The organism is Providencia burhodogranariea DSM 19968, from assembly GCF_000314855.2.
Lineage (GTDB): Bacteria > Pseudomonadota > Gammaproteobacteria > Enterobacterales > Enterobacteriaceae > Providencia > Providencia burhodogranariea.
In genome coordinates this window covers 305,524-321,111 of sequence record NZ_KB233225.1, presented here as the reverse complement: position 1 = coordinate 321,111, position 15,588 = coordinate 305,524, and the positions used below count along the sequence as shown (strand labels likewise).

The window sequence follows — 15,588 nt, the reverse complement described above, 5'->3', positions numbered from 1 at the left end:
TAGGAATTACAGTTCTAACGCCAACAACTCTTCTATCGTTTGGCGGCGACGTATCAGCTTTGGTTCGCCATCAACTAGCATCACTTCAGGTAATAATGGTCTGCTGTTGTAGTTAGATGACATTGAAGCACCATAAGCACCGGTATCATGGAAAACTAAATAATCACCGACTTGCACATCAGGTAATAAACGGGTTTCAACCATTCCACCTTCTTGCTGTGTGAACACATCACCGGACTCACACAAAGGACCCGCAATAATGCTCTCTTTTTGTTCAACGTTTTCGAGTGAACGGCCATCAGCTGGTAAAACAGAAATATGATGATAACTACCGTACATTGCAGGACGCATCAGATCATTAAAACCACTGTCCACTAACACATAGTGGCGGCTACCCATCTCTTTTACTGCCCTCACTTCTGCTAATAACACACCAGACTCAGCGACCAAGTAACGACCCGGTTCGATTTCTAGTTCAACCGAATGACCTAAATGCTGTTCGATGCGCTGACGGGCACTATTCCATAAACTATGATAGTTTTGAATATCAATCACTTCATCTTGTTCGCGATAAGGTGTTGATAACCCACCACCGGCTGAAATAGCGTGAATATCAACACCTGATGAGATAACTTGATCGACCATCGCATCACAGACATTGGCTAAATGCTGATAATCAACACCGGAGCCAATATGCATATGCAATCCAACCAGTGACAGGTTATAACGACGAATTTGTTCAAGGGCTTCAGGTAGGTCTTGATACCAGATACCGTGTTTGCTGTTCTCGCCACCAGTATTGGTTTTCTGCGAGTGGCCATGACCAAATCCTGGATTAATACGCAACCAAATTGGGTGCCCTTCCTTTTGCTCTCCGATTTGCCCCAACATATCAATTGAACCTGCATTAACCGGAATATCCAATTCTGTCACACGTGCTAATGTCGCTCTATCCAGAACATCCGCAGTAAAAACAATTTCTGATTTTTCACGACCAGCCTGAAAGCCTGCGACTAATGCGCGTTCAATTTCACCTAATGAAACTGAATCGACTTTAACACCGTGCTCACGCATTAAGCGTAATATATGAATGTTTGAGCAAGCTTTTTGAGCAAAGCGAACAGTATCAAATACTTTAAGTTGACTAATTCGCTCAATAATCACCGAGCTATCATAAACCCATAGTGGTGTACCGAATTGTGCAGGTAGAGCGCGTAAGCATTCTGGCGTTAAATATTGGCTGGTGGTAGTGGTGAATGAAGTCATGTTTCTCTCGTTAGCAAGTTTTAATTTTCAATTTATCTCTCTATTATTCAGAGAAAACTCGGGAAAAAAAATATCCATTTTGCTAGAGTCTATTCATTATTGATATAGCACCTAAAGAATAGGCTAAAATGCAAACTTTTTCTTGGCGACATATTGAGATTTTTCACGCCGTCATGACGACACCAAACTTAACTGAAGCAGCTTTATTGCTTAATACCTCACAGCCAACCATCAGCCGTGAGCTCGCGCGTCTTGAACATCTATTACAATTTAAATTATTTGATAGAGTAAAAGGCAGGCTACGTCCAACCGCGCAAGGTTTACGTTTTTTTGAGGAAGTTGAACGCTCTTATTATGGCTTAGATAGGATCAAGAATTCTGCGCAAACTATTCGCCGTTTTGATAATGCGCAAATTTCCGTTATTTGCTTACCCGCTTTCGCTCAATCACTCCTTCCTAAAGTTTGCCAATCTTTTATGGCTGACTACCCAGAAGTGAGCCTTACCGTAATCCCACAAGAGTCACCTATTCTAGAAGAGTGGTTATCAGCACAGCGTTATGATTTTGGGTTAACCGAGCACTTACAAACCCCGCCCGGAACTGAGCAGCAGACATTAGGCTCACTGAATGAAGTTTGCGTATTACCCATAGGTCACCCACTTGAATATAAGACAGTTTTAACACCTGCTGATTTTGAAAATCAAAATTTTATTAGCCTTTCACTCACCGATAGCTACCGCCAGATTATTGATTCGCTTTTTGCTCAACAACAAATTAACCGCAAAATGGTGATGGAAACACACTCAGCTTCGTCTATTTGTGCAATGGCACTAAAAGGGATTGGTATTTCAATTGTGAATCCGATCACCGCATTAGATTTCCACCAGCAATCGTCAGGCAAACTAGTCATCCGCCCATTAAGTTTTTCGATTCCTTTTACAGTCAGTTTGATTAAGCCAATTCATCGCCCATCTTCACTGCTCTCGGATATTTTTGCTAAATACTTACAAGGGGCATTTGCACAAACTAAAGATGATTTAAGTGCCGCTCTGCTTCATCAGTGATAACCAATACTCTGAGGTATTGAACCAATGCCCGAGAAAATCAAGCACTGCCCTCAAGCTTGTGGGCATATTTTGACGACTTGTATAGACGGCATAAATACCAAGGGGTTGGGGAATATAATCTGGTAAAAGTTGGATTAATGCCCCGGATTCAAGATACCTTTTCACTGACAAATACGGCTGCATCGCAATTCCCGCTCCATTTAATGCGGCTTGAGCTAAAAATACCGATTCGTCAGCGCTTAATCGGCCATCAACTAAAACAGAAAATGGCTCACCCTCTTTTTCAAAACGCCATAAGCTACGTCCAAAGAAATTATAGGTTAAGCATTCTTGTGTCGCTAAATCTTCTGGCTTGGTCGGTATTTTTTTATTCTTTAAAAAAGAAGGAGCAGCACAAATAACAGAATGACAAGTTGAAAGTGGTTTTGCTATCAGACTTGGTTCCAAATGGTTGGTTATTCGGATAGCAACATCAATTCGCTCTTCAACCAGATTGACAGCTTTATTGGTAATACTCAAGTCAATCGCCATGTTGGGATATTTCTTCAAAAACTCAGGAATAGCCACTGATAATGCTTCACTTGCGAGGGATTGTGCGCAACTAATTCGAACTAGGCCAGTCAATTTATTAGCGTCATGTTTTTGTTGTACAGGCAGCATTTGGGATAATATATTTAATTTTAAAGCTTGCTGATAGACCCCTTCCCCTGCTGATGTCAGGCTAAGCCTTCTTGTTGTTCGATTCAGTAAACGCACTCCTGCCCATTGTTCCATTTCCGAGAGATAACGAGTCACCATCGCTCGTGACATATCGAGTTTATCTGCCGCAGCACTCATGCTGCCCTGCTCTACAATACTGATAAAAACTTGAACCGCGGTTAGTCTATCCATTTATTTGACCGATTTGTGCAACAAAGATGTATCAATTATGGGGTTTTTCTCATAATTATTGCAATTTAATATACATCCTAATCCAGCAAGATATTAAATAATACCTGACCATTAGGAATAAATCATGCAACGACACACAATTGCCGCAACGACATTATTGATGATTAGCACTTCATTTGCCTATGCTGCTGACCTAAAGCTCGATGTTTATAACCCCGGACATAGCAGCGTGTTTCCAGTTTCCTCCGAAATAATCAGTGGAGATAATGAAGTTATCCTCATTGACGCGCAATTTCAAAAAAATGATGCACAAGCTTTAGTTAATAAAATAAAAGCACTCAATAAAAAACTGACCACTATCTATATTAGCCATTCAGACCCAGATTATTATTTTGGATTGGATACCCTTACAAAAGCCTTCCCTGATGCCAAAGTGATTGCAACAAAAGAAACCGTCGCAGCAATTAAAGCGTCTAAAGATGGCAAACTTGCGTATTGGGGACCTGTACTTAAAAATGAAGCTCCCGACTCGTTAATCATGCCTGAAGTTATACAAGGTAATAGCTTTACTATTGATGGGGAAACTTTATACATCAAAGGAAGTGATGGCCCAGCACCTGATCGCACTTATGTTTGGATCCCTTCGCTAAAAGCGGTTGTTGGTGGTGTCGTAGTTTCAGACAATATTCATATTTGGGTTGCCGATACACAAACTAAAGCCTCACGCCAATATTGGCAGCAAACATTAAATAATATTAAAGCATTAAAACCAGAAATTGTTGTTCCCGGTCATTTTACGGGAGAGTCAAAAATGGATCTTGGTACAGTAACCTTTACCCAAAACTATTTGAATACATTTGAAACAATGGCAGAACAAAGTAAAGACGCCAAAACACTTATCAATAAAATGGAAGTTGCATACCCAAAACTTGATGACAAATCGAGCCTGGAGCTAAGTGCCAAAGTGATTAAAGGCGAGATGCAGTGGCCACAGTAAAATAATTCACATTAGCCTTTCAGATATTCCATAGGCTAATGGTATCAGAATTAATTTGGATAGAACCTAAGCTCGTAAGCTATCTTTTGATAAAAATTAGATGAACATCATTGACGCTATTAAATTGCCAAGCGCAGCACAATATTGATAACACGAGCTATACCGTTTGCAGTATGAAGAATATAGAGCGATAAAACTTAAGGAACAAACCATGAATAAAACCACATTACATTATATTTATGATCCACTTTGTGGCTGGTGCTATGGTGCTTCACCATTAATTGAAATAGCTGATGCTCACCCTAATATCATTTTAGAACTTCATGGTGGCGGTATGTTAGCGGGTGCTTCGCGTTTACATATGGACAGCCAGTTTCGTGAGCATATTCAGCAATCAGATAAACGGATTGCTGCAATGACGGGACAAATTTTCGGTGACGATTATCTAAAAATGTTGAATGAGCCAAACCTCGTACTTGATTCAGCGCCACCGCTACTCGCTATTCTTGCTGCTAGCAAACAAGATAGTGCTTTCGCCATGTTAAAAGCAAGTCAGCATGCTCACTATGTGTTAGGTCTCCATATCAGTGACCCTAACGTGTTGTCTAATATAGCCAAAAAAATTGGTTTAGATATTCAACAGTATCAACACGATTATGCACAGCAAGAAGCGACAGCTCTTGATGAACATATCCACCACAGTCGCCAACTGCTTGATCAATCTGGCTCATCCGGCTTCCCGACGTTGCTTATCAAGCAAGAAAATAAATGGCTTCGAGTACCGTTACATAACTATCTAGGTGACGTAGATAAGTGGCAGCAATTTTTAGATACCTTAGTCGCTGCAAATAATTAGTCTTATATACGTCATACTTAAATTTGCATGAACGTTGACTATGTCCACCGAGCCGAGTCATCTCGTTATTGATGTTCTCGACTCGCTGAACATTAGCATAATGTCTTGATTTATTTTATGGGTAGTTTGTTCGCCATATCAACAATAAATTTATTTACTAAAGGTGAGAATAGCCAATAACTCGCACTGACCATGATCGCTGGGCCAAACGGGATATGCGTGATTGATTTATTTGAATAGATAAAATGAGCAACCACATAATGTATCACGCCTAAGCTAGCAGCTACGGCAAAAAAGAATGGAAGCTCCATTACTCCCAACCATGCAGCACAAGCAGCAATAAGCTTAAAATCCCCTCTCCCCATTTGTGAACGCGGGTAAATTTTCTCCATCATTGTGGTTAGCAACATAATAGAGAGATAGCTGATAATCACCGCATAAATAGCAGAAACGACATTCCCATTTGGTGAATATGTTTGATACATCAACCCTCCCCATAGCAATGGATAAGTTAATATATCCGGTAAATAACCTATCTTAATGTCGATAATAAATAAGCAAATTATTAAATTGAGAAAAACACTAAATAAAACAACAGTCATTAAATGATTAGTTATTAATGTAATTATCAATAAAAAAGGTATATATAACAAAAATAGCCATTTGCAATTAATATTAATATCACATTCATTTAAATATTTACTTGGAATTTTCTTCAGCATAAGTTGAGTTAATTTCGCTGATAATAATACAATGAAAAATATAAATAACATTCGATAGAAGCAGGTGCTATCAACAAAATCGCTTAAATTATGATTGATACACCCTTTAAAACAAAAAGGAGTCTTAAAAAGAGTTATCATTGAAAATATAGTTTCTAAAATATTTTCAATATAATTAAAGGGAAAAACTGATGGGTTATGTATTATTTTATTGTAAATTCTTACGATTGAAAATATCACATATTCTCCTTATTCCATTATGGAGTCATGCATTAATATACTGCGAGTTGACTGAACTCCCTACACCGTAATTCCGATATGAACCTTCGCTTTATCCATTGTTATCATTGCTAATTTTACATATTTCATTCTTATTTACGGCCTAAATAGTTATAGTCACATTTAGACTGAAACTACGTAAAACTCCCCCCATACATAAGCATGTTATTAGGGGTCATTGAAAGGCATCAATAACAATGCGGCTATAAATAGGTCGAGTATCGATGAAATTCAGCACAGACCGGACTACAAATGTTCATCTGAACACTATAAACTTAGACTTTACACTTGCTTTTAGGGATTATGTCCCCATATTTTTGTATTAACACTTATATTTTAACCTTGTATTTTTTAAGGAAAAATCATGCGCATCCCACGCATTTATCACCCTGAGCCACTACTGATTAACAATACAATTTCTCTCGGCGATGATGCAGCCAACCATGTGGGCCGAGTACTTCGCATGACCACAGGCCAAAAACTAGAACTATTCGATGGCAGTAATCAGGTATTTTTCGGCGAAATATCTGAAGCCACAAAAAAGAAGGTTCTGGTTAATATAATCAGCAGCCATCTTGACGACAGAGAATCTCCACTTGATTTGCACTTAGGGCAAGTCATGTCACGTGGTGAAAAAATGGAATTTACCATCCAAAAATCGGTTGAACTTGGGGTTAATACTATTACCCCTTTGCTATCCGATCGCTGTGGCGTCCGTCTCGACGGCGAGAGACTAGAAAAAAAATTACAGCAATGGCAAAAAATTGCGATTGCGGCTTGTGAACAATGTGGACGTAATCGCATCCCACAGATCCGCCCAATCCAGTCTCTCGAAGAGTGGTGCGCTGAAGATGATGGCGCTTTTAAAGTTAATTTACATCCTAGAGCCACACAAAGTATCAATACATTACCAGCTGAATTAAATAAAGTTCGGCTACTGATCGGCCCTGAAGGAGGGCTGAGCGAAGAAGAGATCGCCATGACAGCAGATTATCAATTTACCGATATCTTGTTAGGGCCACGGGTATTAAGAACAGAAACGACTGCGCTAACCGCAATTACCGCACTGCAAGTGCGCTTAGGTGATTTGGGTTAAGGAGATAAAATGATCAAGCTCGGTATAGTAATGGATCCTATTTCATCCATTAAAATCAAGAAAGACACTAGTTTTGCTATGATGCTGGAAGCTCAACGTCGTGGTTATGAAATCTATTATATGGAAATGAATGATCTCTATTTGCATCAAGGTGTGGCTCGCGCGACGACAAAAATCGTCACTGTCGAAGAAAACCCTAGCAAATGGTATGAATTCAAATCTGAGCAAGATATCGCTCTTGGCGATCTTGACGCTATTTTAATGCGTAAAGATCCGCCTTTTGATACTGAGTTTATCTACGCAACCTATATTCTTGAAAGAGCAGAGCAAGCAGGAGCACTGATTGTTAACAAACCGCAAAGTCTGCGCGATTGTAACGAAAAATTGTTTACCGCCTGGTTCCCTGAATTAACCCCAGATACATTAGTTACACGTAATGCTAAACAATTACGCGAATTCCATCAAAAGCATGGTGATGTTATTTTTAAACCGCTTGATGGTATGGGTGGCGCATCAATTTTCCGCCTGAAACAAGATGATCCAAACGTGGGTGTCATCATCGAAACCCTAACAGAGCATGGAACTCGCTTCTGCATGGCACAAAACTTCCTACCTGCTATCAAAGATGGCGACAAGCGAGTGCTAGTCGTGAATGGTGAACCAGTACCTTACTGCCTTGCACGAATTCCTGCTCAAGGGGAAACTCGTGGTAACTTAGCGGCTGGTGGGCGTGGTGAAGCTCGTCCTTTAAGCGAAAGTGACTGGGCTATCGCACGTGCTGTTGCCCCAACGTTAAAAGAGAAAGGTCTATACTTTGTCGGTCTCGACATCATTGGCGATAGGCTGACAGAAATTAACGTGACAAGCCCAACTTGTGCGCGTGAAATCGAAGCTGCTTATGATATTTCTATCACGGGTATGTTGATGGATGCGATTGAACAAGACATAAAAAAATAGTGCCTTTGGTTTGCTAAAAATAGCGTATTGTTCATGAGAAAAGGCCATATTTTGGCCTTTTCTCAACGAGACACTATTACTCACACTGAGTTTATATTTTATGAATTTACAGAATCATTTTTTAATCGCAATGCCATCCCTTACTGATCCTTATTTTGAACAATCAGTCGTCTATGTATGCGAACACAATGAAAAAGGCGCGATGGGGATCGTTATTAATAAGCCAATAGATGATTTTTCAGTAAGTACCATGCTCACTAAGCTGGAAATAACAATTTCGACAGATATGAATACGCGCAATCTTGAAAAGCTGGTGATTGCAGGTGGCCCTGTTGCCGAAGAGCATGGATTTATCCTGCATACGCCAATCACAGGCTTTGCCTCCAGTTTGCACCTCAATGATGACATGATGGTAACAACTTCCAAAGATATCTTAGAATTACTTGGCAGCGAAGATCATCCAATGCAATCATTAGTCGCTTTAGGCTATGCAAGCTGGGAACCGGGTCAACTTGAAAGCGAAATCATGGAAAATAGCTGGCTTACTGTCGAAGCAACCCCTGAATTGGTTTTTAATACGCCAATCGCAGATCGTTGGCAAGCCGCTGCAAATCTGTTGGGGATCAATATTCAAACGATTTCTATGCAAGCAGGACACGCCTAATGTCGAGTAGAACACTCATCGCTTTTGATTTTGGTACAAAGAGCATTGGCGTTGCTGTCGGCCAAGAAATCACTGGAACAGCGCGGTCGCTAACCTCGCTTAAAGCACATGATGGCAGACCGGATTGGCAACAAATAGAGAAATTGCTTAAAGAATGGCAACCTCAGTTAGTTATCGTTGGCCTTCCTTTGAATATGGATGGTACTGAGCAGCTCGTGACCAGCCAAGCTCGTAACTTTGCTAACCGAATTCATGGACGATTCGGCGTAAAAGTTGAATTGCATGATGAGCGACTGTCAACTGTCGCTGCAAAATCAGAATTATTTGAACGAGGTGGATACCGAGCCTTGAGTAAAGGTAAGGTCGACTCCGCTTCTGCCGTTATTATCTTAGAAAGTTGGTTTGAACAACAAATTTGAAAATAACGGTTATTGCTAAACGTAATTTTTGTCAATCTATGCATGCAGAGGTGCCGTTATAAAGCAATATGCTTTACACTATGGGCATTCTTGCTTATCCATCTAATGTAATTGACTGAATAATGACCATTCAAAATAATATCTCTAATGTAAAAGCTCTCATTGAACAGGCAGCTGAAGAATGTCATCGTTCTTCACAAGACATCACACTGCTTGCTGTGAGTAAAACGAAGCCTTGTGAGGCTATTTTGGACGCTATTGAAGCCGGACAGCGCCAATTTGGTGAGAATTATGTTCAAGAAGGTGTTGAGAAAATTCAATTTTTTGCAGGTAAAGCCGATCTTGTTTGGCATTTTATCGGCCCATTACAATCAAATAAAAGCCGCCTCGTTGCAGAATACTTTGACTGGTTTCACACGCTAGATAGAGCAAAGATCGCTCAGCGCCTGAATGATCAACGTCCAAGCGATAAAGCACCATTAAATGTGCTTATTCAAATCAATATCAGTGATGAAACTAGCAAATCAGGTATTCAACTTGCTCAACTCGATGAGCTTGCGGAACAAGTCAGCCAAATGCCAAATCTGATTTTGCGTGGCCTAATGACTATTCCCGCCCCTGAAATAAACTATGAACTTCAGTGCAAAGCCTTTCGTCAAATGGAACAGGCTTATAAACACTTACAAATGCACTACTCTAGCGTAGATACTCTTTCGATGGGAATGACCGATGATATGGCGGCTGCCATTCATTGTGGTTCAACCCTCGTGCGGATTGGCACTGCTATTTTTGGTGCTCGTGATTACAACACCTCTTTATAAGGAGAACCGTATGCAACATCGCAAAATTGCATTTATTGGTGCCGGAAATATGGCTCACGCTATTATTGCGGGGCTTGTCAGCCATGGTTACCCTGCATCCATGATCACGGTTTGCTCGCCCACGCCAGTTCGCCGCGATAAAATCGCTCAACAATATGGCATTATCAGCACCAGTGACAATGTCGTAGCAGCACAACAAGCTGATGTGATTGTTCTTGCGGTTAAACCGCAAATGATGGCTGAAGTCTGTCAAGCCTTACAACACTCTGTCGATTTTAGTCAAAAATTGGTGCTAACTATCGCCGCAGGGATCCCCGCTCAGCGTTACCATGATTACTTAGCCCAATCTCTTCAACTTATCCGCATCATGCCAAACACACCATCCCTTGTAGGTAAAGGTGTCAGCGGTTTATTTGCTGAAGAAAATATCAATGCTGAAGATAAACATTTTGCAGAGCAATTGATGCAAAGTGTCGGTTCAGTCATTTGGTGTGAGCAAGAACAAGAAATCAACAATATTATTGCGATTACGGGAAGTTCACCTGCCTATTTCTTCTTGTTTATGGAGTCTATGCAACAAGAAGCTGAAAAGCTAGGTTATTCCCCTACGCAAGCACGTGAGCTAATATTAAATGCCGCAGAAGGTGCTGTAGAGCTTGCCAAATCACAAAGCGAGACATCATTTGCGACATTACGTGAGCAAGTCACCTCTAAAGGTGGGACCACGGCAATGGCATTAGCGCAATTTTATGATCAAGGTCTTCCGCAAACGGTAGCAAATGCGATGCAAAGCGCTATCTCTCGAGCAGAAGAAATGGAAAAACTTTTTTAATTAATAGCAGGGCGAGACATGCAGACCTTACTTTTTGTCGTTACAACGGTTATTCAGCTTTATATTTTTGTGTTACTACTCCGAGCTTGGATGCAGTGTGTACGAGCTGATTTTTATAACCCATTCTCTCAGTTTGTAGTGAAAATCACCCAACCTATTGTTGGGCCATTACGCCGTGCAGTTCCCGCTGCTGGCCCCGTAGATACAGCAACTATATTGGTTGCCTTTATTTTAGCCTTAGCCGGTATCGTTTTTAGTTTATGGATAACTAACACATTACCAGTATTGGGTATAACTATTATTCCGATTGGGATTATTTTGTTATTAACCTATATCGGTAAATTAATTTTCTGGATGATCTTAGTCAGAGCTATCCTCAGTTGGGTCAGCCAAGGACGCAATCCGATTGATTACTTGCTATTTCAACTAACTGAGCCATTAATGGCACCAATTCGTCGTATCATTCCAGCCATGGGTGGATTAGATTTTTCTGCGATGATTGTGATGTTTATTTTGATTGCGCTGAACTACCTGCGTCTGGATGTTTCACTGTGGATTGACCCTACATTGACTGGCATTCTGTATTCAATCGGTATGATGTAAGAAGAGTTTTTAATCATGCAAAAAGTTGTTTTAGCAACCGGTAACCCGGGAAAAGTCAATGAACTCGCAGATCTCCTACGGGATTTTGGGATGGATATCGTTGCCCAAACCTCACTAGGTGTTGAATCTGCCGAGGAAACTGGACTGACATTTATTGAGAATGCAATCCTAAAAGCTCGCCATGCTTCAGCTCAAACCGGATTACCAGCCATTGCCGATGACTCAGGAATTTCTGTCGATGCACTCGGTGGAGCACCAGGGATCTACTCTGCACGCTATGCAGGTGAAAATGCGACTGATGAACAAAACTTACATAAGTTACTGGATGCCATGAAATCTGTGCCTGATGAAAAACGTCAGGCACAATTTAATTGCGTATTGGTTTACTTACGTCACGCAGAAGACCCAACACCATTAGTTTTCCATGGTCGCTGGCATGGCATAATCACTCATGAACCGAGTGGTCAAGGTGGCTTTGGGTATGATCCTATATTTTATGTGCCTGAACTTAATCGCACATCAGCCGAACTCAGTAAATCTGAAAAACAAGCCATTTCACATCGTGGAAAGGCTTTAGCGATGTTGTTGGATACACTCAAAAATGCTTAAGCTACCACCACTCAGCCTATATATTCATATCCCTTGGTGCGTACAGAAGTGTCCATACTGTGACTTCAACTCACATACTCTCAAAGGGGAAATTCCTCAACGGGAGTATGTTGAGCACCTTTTACAAGATTTGGATGTCGATGCAGAATTAATCGGTGATCGTTCCGTCAAAACTATTTTTATTGGTGGAGGAACGCCCAGTTTATTAAGCGCAGAATCGATGCAAGCCCTCATGGATGGTGTTCGCGAACGCATTAATCTAGACTCACAGGCTGAAATAACAATGGAAGCCAATCCAGGAACAGTAGAAGCCGCTCGCTTCTCTGGTTACCAAAAGGCGGGTATTAATCGTATTTCTATTGGTGTACAAAGCTTTGGTAATGATAAATTAATCACTCTTGGGCGTATTCACGGGCCAGATGAAGCTAAGCGAGCTGCAAAGCTGGCAACCAACCTGAATCTTCGAAGTTTTAACCTTGACCTTATGCATGGGTTACCTTCACAAACGCGCATTGAAGGATTGTCTGACCTGCGACAAGCCATTGAATTATCACCACCTCACCTATCTTGGTATCAATTAACTATTGAGCCGAATACGCAATTTGGTTCTCGTCCACCAACACTACCTGATGATGACACGTTGTGGGAAATTTACTCTGAAGGTCATCAACTACTGACAGCCGCAGGTTATCAACAATATGAGACATCAGCTTACGCTAAGCAAGGTTATCAGTGTGAACATAATCTAAATTATTGGCGTTTTGGTGATTATCTCGGTATCGGCTGTGGTGCTCACGGTAAGGTTTCATCCACTGATGGTCGAATTTTACGTACCATTAAAACCAAACATCCACGCGGATATATGGAAGGCCGTTATTTGCAACAATCCTATAATGTCGAAGCACAAGATAGACCATTTGAATATTTTATGAATCGGTTCCGTTTATTGGAAGCGATGCCTAGAAATGAATTTAGTGAGTATACCGGACTCCCTGAATCAGTAGTGAGAGCGTCGTTAGATGAAGCGCTTGCTAAAGGTTATATCACTGAAACAGAGCATGAGTGGCAAATTACTGAGCATGGAAAGCTATTTCTGAATTCACTCTTAGAATTGTTTCTTGGTGAGGAATGATTTACGCATTTAACATTATTAAAAATTAAATGAGTTAGATATTATGTGATTTATTTTTAGTTAGCTCGAAAAACAAACCTAAAAAAACAAATTTTTTAAATTCAAACAATTGATAATAATTGATAGCAATAAAATTTGAGTTTCAGCAGGTATAATCGAAAAAAACGTGACATGTCACGCTGCAAAAAAATCATAAAATATATGCTTACATTGATTGTTATAGCCGACAAAAGCAGTTTCTTTGTCGGCTATAATAACCTACCTAATGGTCGGTTTACGGTACATTACAGCGCTTTAGCAACTGCATCGACTTGTTCTGTCAGACTCACAAAACCGCCACCTGACAAGTACCAAAGGTCAGATTGAAGATAAGTGATCTTGCCATTTTTATAAGCTTTAGTTTCTTGAATATTTTGATCTTCAAATACTGTTTTATCCAGTTTACCTGCACCAATTGCTTCACTACGGTCAACAATCAAAATCACATCTGGATTTGCTTGGGCAATCGCTTTAGTGTCAACAACACGACGTTTAGACTTATCTGCATCAGCGGGTTCTGGTAATTCAGCACGTTGTGCTTTAACAACATCATAAACAACACTTTGATTACTTGGGATCAAATTGCCATTATTATGCATTAGTACTAGCACTTTAGAATTGGATTTTTGCGCTTTTTCTTGAGCCGCAGCAATCGTTTTATCTAATTGAGCTAACTGCTCTTCGACTACTTTTTGATTGCCATACAATTCGCCAATCAGGTTAACATTAGCCTTTACTGAATCAAGATAATGTTTGCTATCTGTTCCTAAATTGATCGTTGGCGCAATCTTAGATAATTCATCGTAAGCTTTTCCTTGGCGGCCAGTAATAACAATCAGGTCAGGTTTCAATTCCGCTATTTTAGCCAAATCAGGTTCTTTCATTCCACCCGCATTTTGCATATCGGCAGGAATACTACCTTTCACATAAGCAGGAGCATTGTTTAATGGTAGAGCGACGACTTTATCGCCAAGGCCTAGTTTTTGCATTGAGTCATAAACACCAAAATCGAATACAACAACTTTCTGTGGTTTTTTATTAACCTCAGTTTCACCAGAAACGTGTTTGATATTCACTTTTTCAGCGCTTTGAGAAACCACTGCGTTCGGGGTAAAAGCCGCTGATTCGGCACTTAGGGCGTAAGGAGCAGAGAATGAAAGTAAGGAAACAAGTAAAGCAGGAATGAATTTTTTCATATAAAAAATACCAGTTAAGTCGCTAAGCCAAACTCGCATTTTAGAGTGAGATATTGATAAGTCAACTAAATAAGAATCAATTTCATTTTCATTACTATTAATGATGAAAGCATCACATTTTTAACATTTAGCCTCAAAATAATTCAAAACCCAAGCAAGCCTATTGATATAAAAAATTCATAGCATAATGATAAATATTGAAATTACGATACCCGCCCACCAATCATAGGAAGGATGATAAGAAATTTTTCATTTCGAAATGAAAAAAATCACCATCACATCTTCCTCTAAATCATTCGCATTAGAGGAAGGCGGCAAAATGAATGAATCCCTAGGGGCGTAGATAACTACGTGACTAGGGTTCATGAGTGAAGCCAACGCACCTATAGTGCGAAGACTGACGAGGAAAGTTATTTGAGAGAGTTGAGTAACTCAATCCGCTGCTTCTCCAATGACGTCACTTTCCCACAGACTTGCTGACCGAACTGTTGGAAGCTATTTTCTTGATTTTTCCACTCTTTCTCTAGATCTTGCTGTAAGCCGCCTAAATTACCCAACAGACCCTGTAAGGCTTTGTTAGTGTCGCCACCCGAGAGAAGTTGTTTGCGCCCCATTTCATTGATGCTGTCTTGTAACATACCACCTAAACTATCATTCACTAGTTGGCGGCCTTGCGTTTCGACTTTACTCATCGCTTGATGATGAAATGCAAAGCCATCTTGACGAGTTTCAATGACTTGGTTCATCTGACTATTAAGGTCAGTTTCTAGCTTAGTTAAACGCTTACGCACATTGCTATCATCGCCAATCACACGAACCACGACTTTATCTAGAGTATTTTTAGATGCGGAGAGTTTCTTTTGTGTTTCTTGTTTGATCCACGGAATATCACTACGAATAGCAGCCTGATAGTGGATCGCTTGTTGTTTTTGCTGTTCAGTTAACTCAACATTTTTACCATTCAAGGTGACTTCACCATTTGGTGTAATATTCAAATCACCACTACGCCCGATGACTTGAACTTTGGTAGGGGTCATAAAGATATCGTCTTTAGGCGTTGCAGAGCATTGATAATCAGCGGCTTGACTGGTTGCACAAGCAAGTAATGAAAATGCAATTAAAGTACGGCTTAGCATAATAAC

General features: G+C 40.3%; 17 protein-coding genes. 12 read left to right on the top strand and 5 right to left on the bottom strand.

All coding sequences use genetic code 11. The features are described 5' to 3' along the window. Nucleotides 1–6: 6 nt before the first annotated feature. Nucleotides 7–1,266, bottom strand: coding sequence for a diaminopimelate decarboxylase (gene lysA, locus OOA_RS17360; protein WP_008913476.1), 1,260 nt, complete (start codon nt 1,264–1,266; stop codon nt 7–9). 128 nt (nt 1,267–1,394) lie between these two features. Here lysA and OOA_RS17355 point away from each other — a divergent pair, with 128 nt between their 5' ends. Next, nucleotides 1,395–2,330 carry a LysR family transcriptional regulator gene (locus tag OOA_RS17355; protein WP_008913475.1) on the top strand — a complete coding sequence of 312 codons (936 nt, stop codon included), beginning with the start codon at nt 1,395–1,397 and terminating at the stop codon, nt 2,328–2,330. Here OOA_RS17355 and OOA_RS17350 read toward each other — a convergent pair. Further along, nucleotides 2,304–3,224, bottom strand: a complete 921-nt coding sequence (locus OOA_RS17350; protein ID WP_008913474.1) for a LysR family transcriptional regulator — start codon at nt 3,222–3,224, stop codon at nt 2,304–2,306. The genes OOA_RS17355 and OOA_RS17350 overlap by 27 nt on opposite strands. 124 nt (nt 3,225–3,348) lie before the next feature. Between OOA_RS17350 and OOA_RS17345 the strand changes: the two genes are divergently transcribed. Next, nucleotides 3,349–4,221 carry an MBL fold metallo-hydrolase gene (locus OOA_RS17345; protein ID WP_008913473.1) on the top strand — a complete coding sequence of 291 codons (873 nt, stop codon included), beginning with the start codon at nt 3,349–3,351 and terminating at the stop codon, nt 4,219–4,221. Between the two features lie 211 nt (nt 4,222–4,432). Beyond that, nucleotides 4,433–5,077, top strand: a complete 645-nt coding sequence (locus tag OOA_RS17340) for a DsbA family protein (protein ID WP_008913472.1) — start codon at nt 4,433–4,435, stop codon at nt 5,075–5,077. A 110-nt stretch (nt 5,078–5,187) separates the two neighbouring features. Here OOA_RS17340 and OOA_RS17335 read toward each other — a convergent pair whose 3' ends face one another. Further along, the gene (locus OOA_RS17335; protein WP_236611268.1) at nt 5,188–5,679 is read right to left on the bottom strand and encodes a prepilin peptidase; all 492 of its coding nucleotides are present in this window, start codon (nt 5,677–5,679) and stop codon (nt 5,188–5,190) included. A gap of 763 nt (nt 5,680–6,442) precedes the next feature. Between OOA_RS17335 and rsmE the strand changes: the two genes are divergently transcribed. From rsmE to hemW, 9 genes are all read left to right on the top strand, one after another. Continuing rightward, nucleotides 6,443–7,174 (top strand): 16S rRNA (uracil(1498)-N(3))-methyltransferase, encoded by a 732-nt coding sequence (gene rsmE / locus OOA_RS17330; protein ID WP_008913470.1) that lies wholly within the window; start codon nt 6,443–6,445, stop codon nt 7,172–7,174. Between the two features lie 9 nt (nt 7,175–7,183). After that, the gene (gene gshB, locus OOA_RS17325) at nt 7,184–8,131 is read left to right on the top strand and encodes a glutathione synthase (RefSeq protein WP_008913469.1); all 948 of its coding nucleotides are present in this window, start codon (nt 7,184–7,186) and stop codon (nt 8,129–8,131) included. 100 nt (nt 8,132–8,231) lie between these two features. After that, complete coding sequence (locus OOA_RS17320; protein ID WP_008913468.1) at nt 8,232–8,795, top strand: YqgE/AlgH family protein; 564 nt, start codon at nt 8,232–8,234, stop codon at nt 8,793–8,795. After that, nucleotides 8,795–9,214: a Holliday junction resolvase RuvX gene (ruvX, locus tag OOA_RS17315; protein ID WP_008913467.1), complete on the top strand. Its 420-nt coding sequence runs from the start codon at nt 8,795–8,797 to the stop codon at nt 9,212–9,214. The genes OOA_RS17320 and ruvX overlap by 1 nt, the downstream gene beginning before the upstream one ends. Before the next feature lie 122 nt (nt 9,215–9,336). Beyond that, entirely contained in the window at nt 9,337–10,035 is a 699-nt protein-coding gene (locus OOA_RS17310; RefSeq protein ID WP_008913466.1) for a YggS family pyridoxal phosphate-dependent enzyme, read from the top strand. A 10-nt stretch (nt 10,036–10,045) separates the two neighbouring features. Then, complete coding sequence (proC, locus tag OOA_RS17305; RefSeq protein ID WP_008913465.1) at nt 10,046–10,867, top strand: pyrroline-5-carboxylate reductase; 822 nt, start codon at nt 10,046–10,048, stop codon at nt 10,865–10,867. 18 nt (nt 10,868–10,885) lie between these two features. After that, complete coding sequence (locus OOA_RS17300) at nt 10,886–11,470, top strand: YggT family protein (RefSeq protein WP_008913464.1); 585 nt, start codon at nt 10,886–10,888, stop codon at nt 11,468–11,470. Between the two features lie 15 nt (nt 11,471–11,485). Then, nucleotides 11,486–12,079, top strand: a complete 594-nt coding sequence (locus tag OOA_RS17295; RefSeq protein ID WP_008913463.1) for an XTP/dITP diphosphatase — start codon at nt 11,486–11,488, stop codon at nt 12,077–12,079. Next, the gene (hemW, locus tag OOA_RS17290) at nt 12,072–13,211 is read left to right on the top strand and encodes a radical SAM family heme chaperone HemW (RefSeq protein WP_008913462.1); all 1,140 of its coding nucleotides are present in this window, start codon (nt 12,072–12,074) and stop codon (nt 13,209–13,211) included. The genes OOA_RS17295 and hemW overlap by 8 nt, the downstream gene beginning before the upstream one ends. 284 nt (nt 13,212–13,495) lie before the next feature. Here hemW and OOA_RS17285 read toward each other — a convergent pair whose 3' ends face one another. Continuing rightward, nucleotides 13,496–14,446 (bottom strand): siderophore ABC transporter substrate-binding protein, encoded by a 951-nt coding sequence (locus OOA_RS17285; RefSeq protein ID WP_008913461.1) that lies wholly within the window; start codon nt 14,444–14,446, stop codon nt 13,496–13,498. 410 nt (nt 14,447–14,856) lie between these two features. After that, nucleotides 14,857–15,582, bottom strand: a complete 726-nt coding sequence (locus OOA_RS17280) for a DUF2884 family protein (RefSeq protein WP_008913460.1) — start codon at nt 15,580–15,582, stop codon at nt 14,857–14,859. Nucleotides 15,583–15,588 lie beyond the last annotated feature (6 nt).

What these genes read in the sequence shown, in the direction of transcription:
- OOA_RS17295 (WP_008913463.1), top strand. Translation starts at nt 11,486, where the DNA reads ATGCAAAAAGTTGTTTTAGCAACCGGTAACCCGGGAAAAGTCAATGAA.
- rsmE (WP_008913470.1), top strand. Translation starts at nt 6,443, where the DNA reads ATGCGCATCCCACGCATTTATCACCCTGAGCCACTACTGATTAACAAT.
- OOA_RS17355 (WP_008913475.1), top strand. Translation starts at nt 1,395, where the DNA reads ATGCAAACTTTTTCTTGGCGACATATTGAGATTTTTCACGCCGTCATG.
- ruvX (WP_008913467.1), top strand. Translation starts at nt 8,795, where the DNA reads ATGTCGAGTAGAACACTCATCGCTTTTGATTTTGGTACAAAGAGCATT.
- OOA_RS17280 (WP_008913460.1), bottom strand. Translation starts at nt 15,582, where the DNA reads ATGCTAAGCCGTACTTTAATTGCATTTTCATTACTTGCTTGTGCAACC.
- proC (WP_008913465.1), top strand. Translation starts at nt 10,046, where the DNA reads ATGCAACATCGCAAAATTGCATTTATTGGTGCCGGAAATATGGCTCAC.
- OOA_RS17300 (WP_008913464.1), top strand. Translation starts at nt 10,886, where the DNA reads ATGCAGACCTTACTTTTTGTCGTTACAACGGTTATTCAGCTTTATATT.
- OOA_RS17345 (WP_008913473.1), top strand. Translation starts at nt 3,349, where the DNA reads ATGCAACGACACACAATTGCCGCAACGACATTATTGATGATTAGCACT.
- gshB (WP_008913469.1), top strand. Translation starts at nt 7,184, where the DNA reads ATGATCAAGCTCGGTATAGTAATGGATCCTATTTCATCCATTAAAATC.
- hemW (WP_008913462.1), top strand. Translation starts at nt 12,072, where the DNA reads ATGCTTAAGCTACCACCACTCAGCCTATATATTCATATCCCTTGGTGC.
- OOA_RS17310 (WP_008913466.1), top strand. Translation starts at nt 9,337, where the DNA reads ATGACCATTCAAAATAATATCTCTAATGTAAAAGCTCTCATTGAACAG.
- lysA (WP_008913476.1), bottom strand. Translation starts at nt 1,266, where the DNA reads ATGACTTCATTCACCACTACCACCAGCCAATATTTAACGCCAGAATGC.
- OOA_RS17320 (WP_008913468.1), top strand. Translation starts at nt 8,232, where the DNA reads ATGAATTTACAGAATCATTTTTTAATCGCAATGCCATCCCTTACTGAT.
- OOA_RS17335 (WP_236611268.1), bottom strand. Translation starts at nt 5,679, where the DNA reads ATGACTGTTGTTTTATTTAGTGTTTTTCTCAATTTAATAATTTGCTTA.
- OOA_RS17340 (WP_008913472.1), top strand. Translation starts at nt 4,433, where the DNA reads ATGAATAAAACCACATTACATTATATTTATGATCCACTTTGTGGCTGG.
- OOA_RS17285 (WP_008913461.1), bottom strand. Translation starts at nt 14,446, where the DNA reads ATGAAAAAATTCATTCCTGCTTTACTTGTTTCCTTACTTTCATTCTCT.
- OOA_RS17350 (WP_008913474.1), bottom strand. Translation starts at nt 3,224, where the DNA reads ATGGATAGACTAACCGCGGTTCAAGTTTTTATCAGTATTGTAGAGCAG.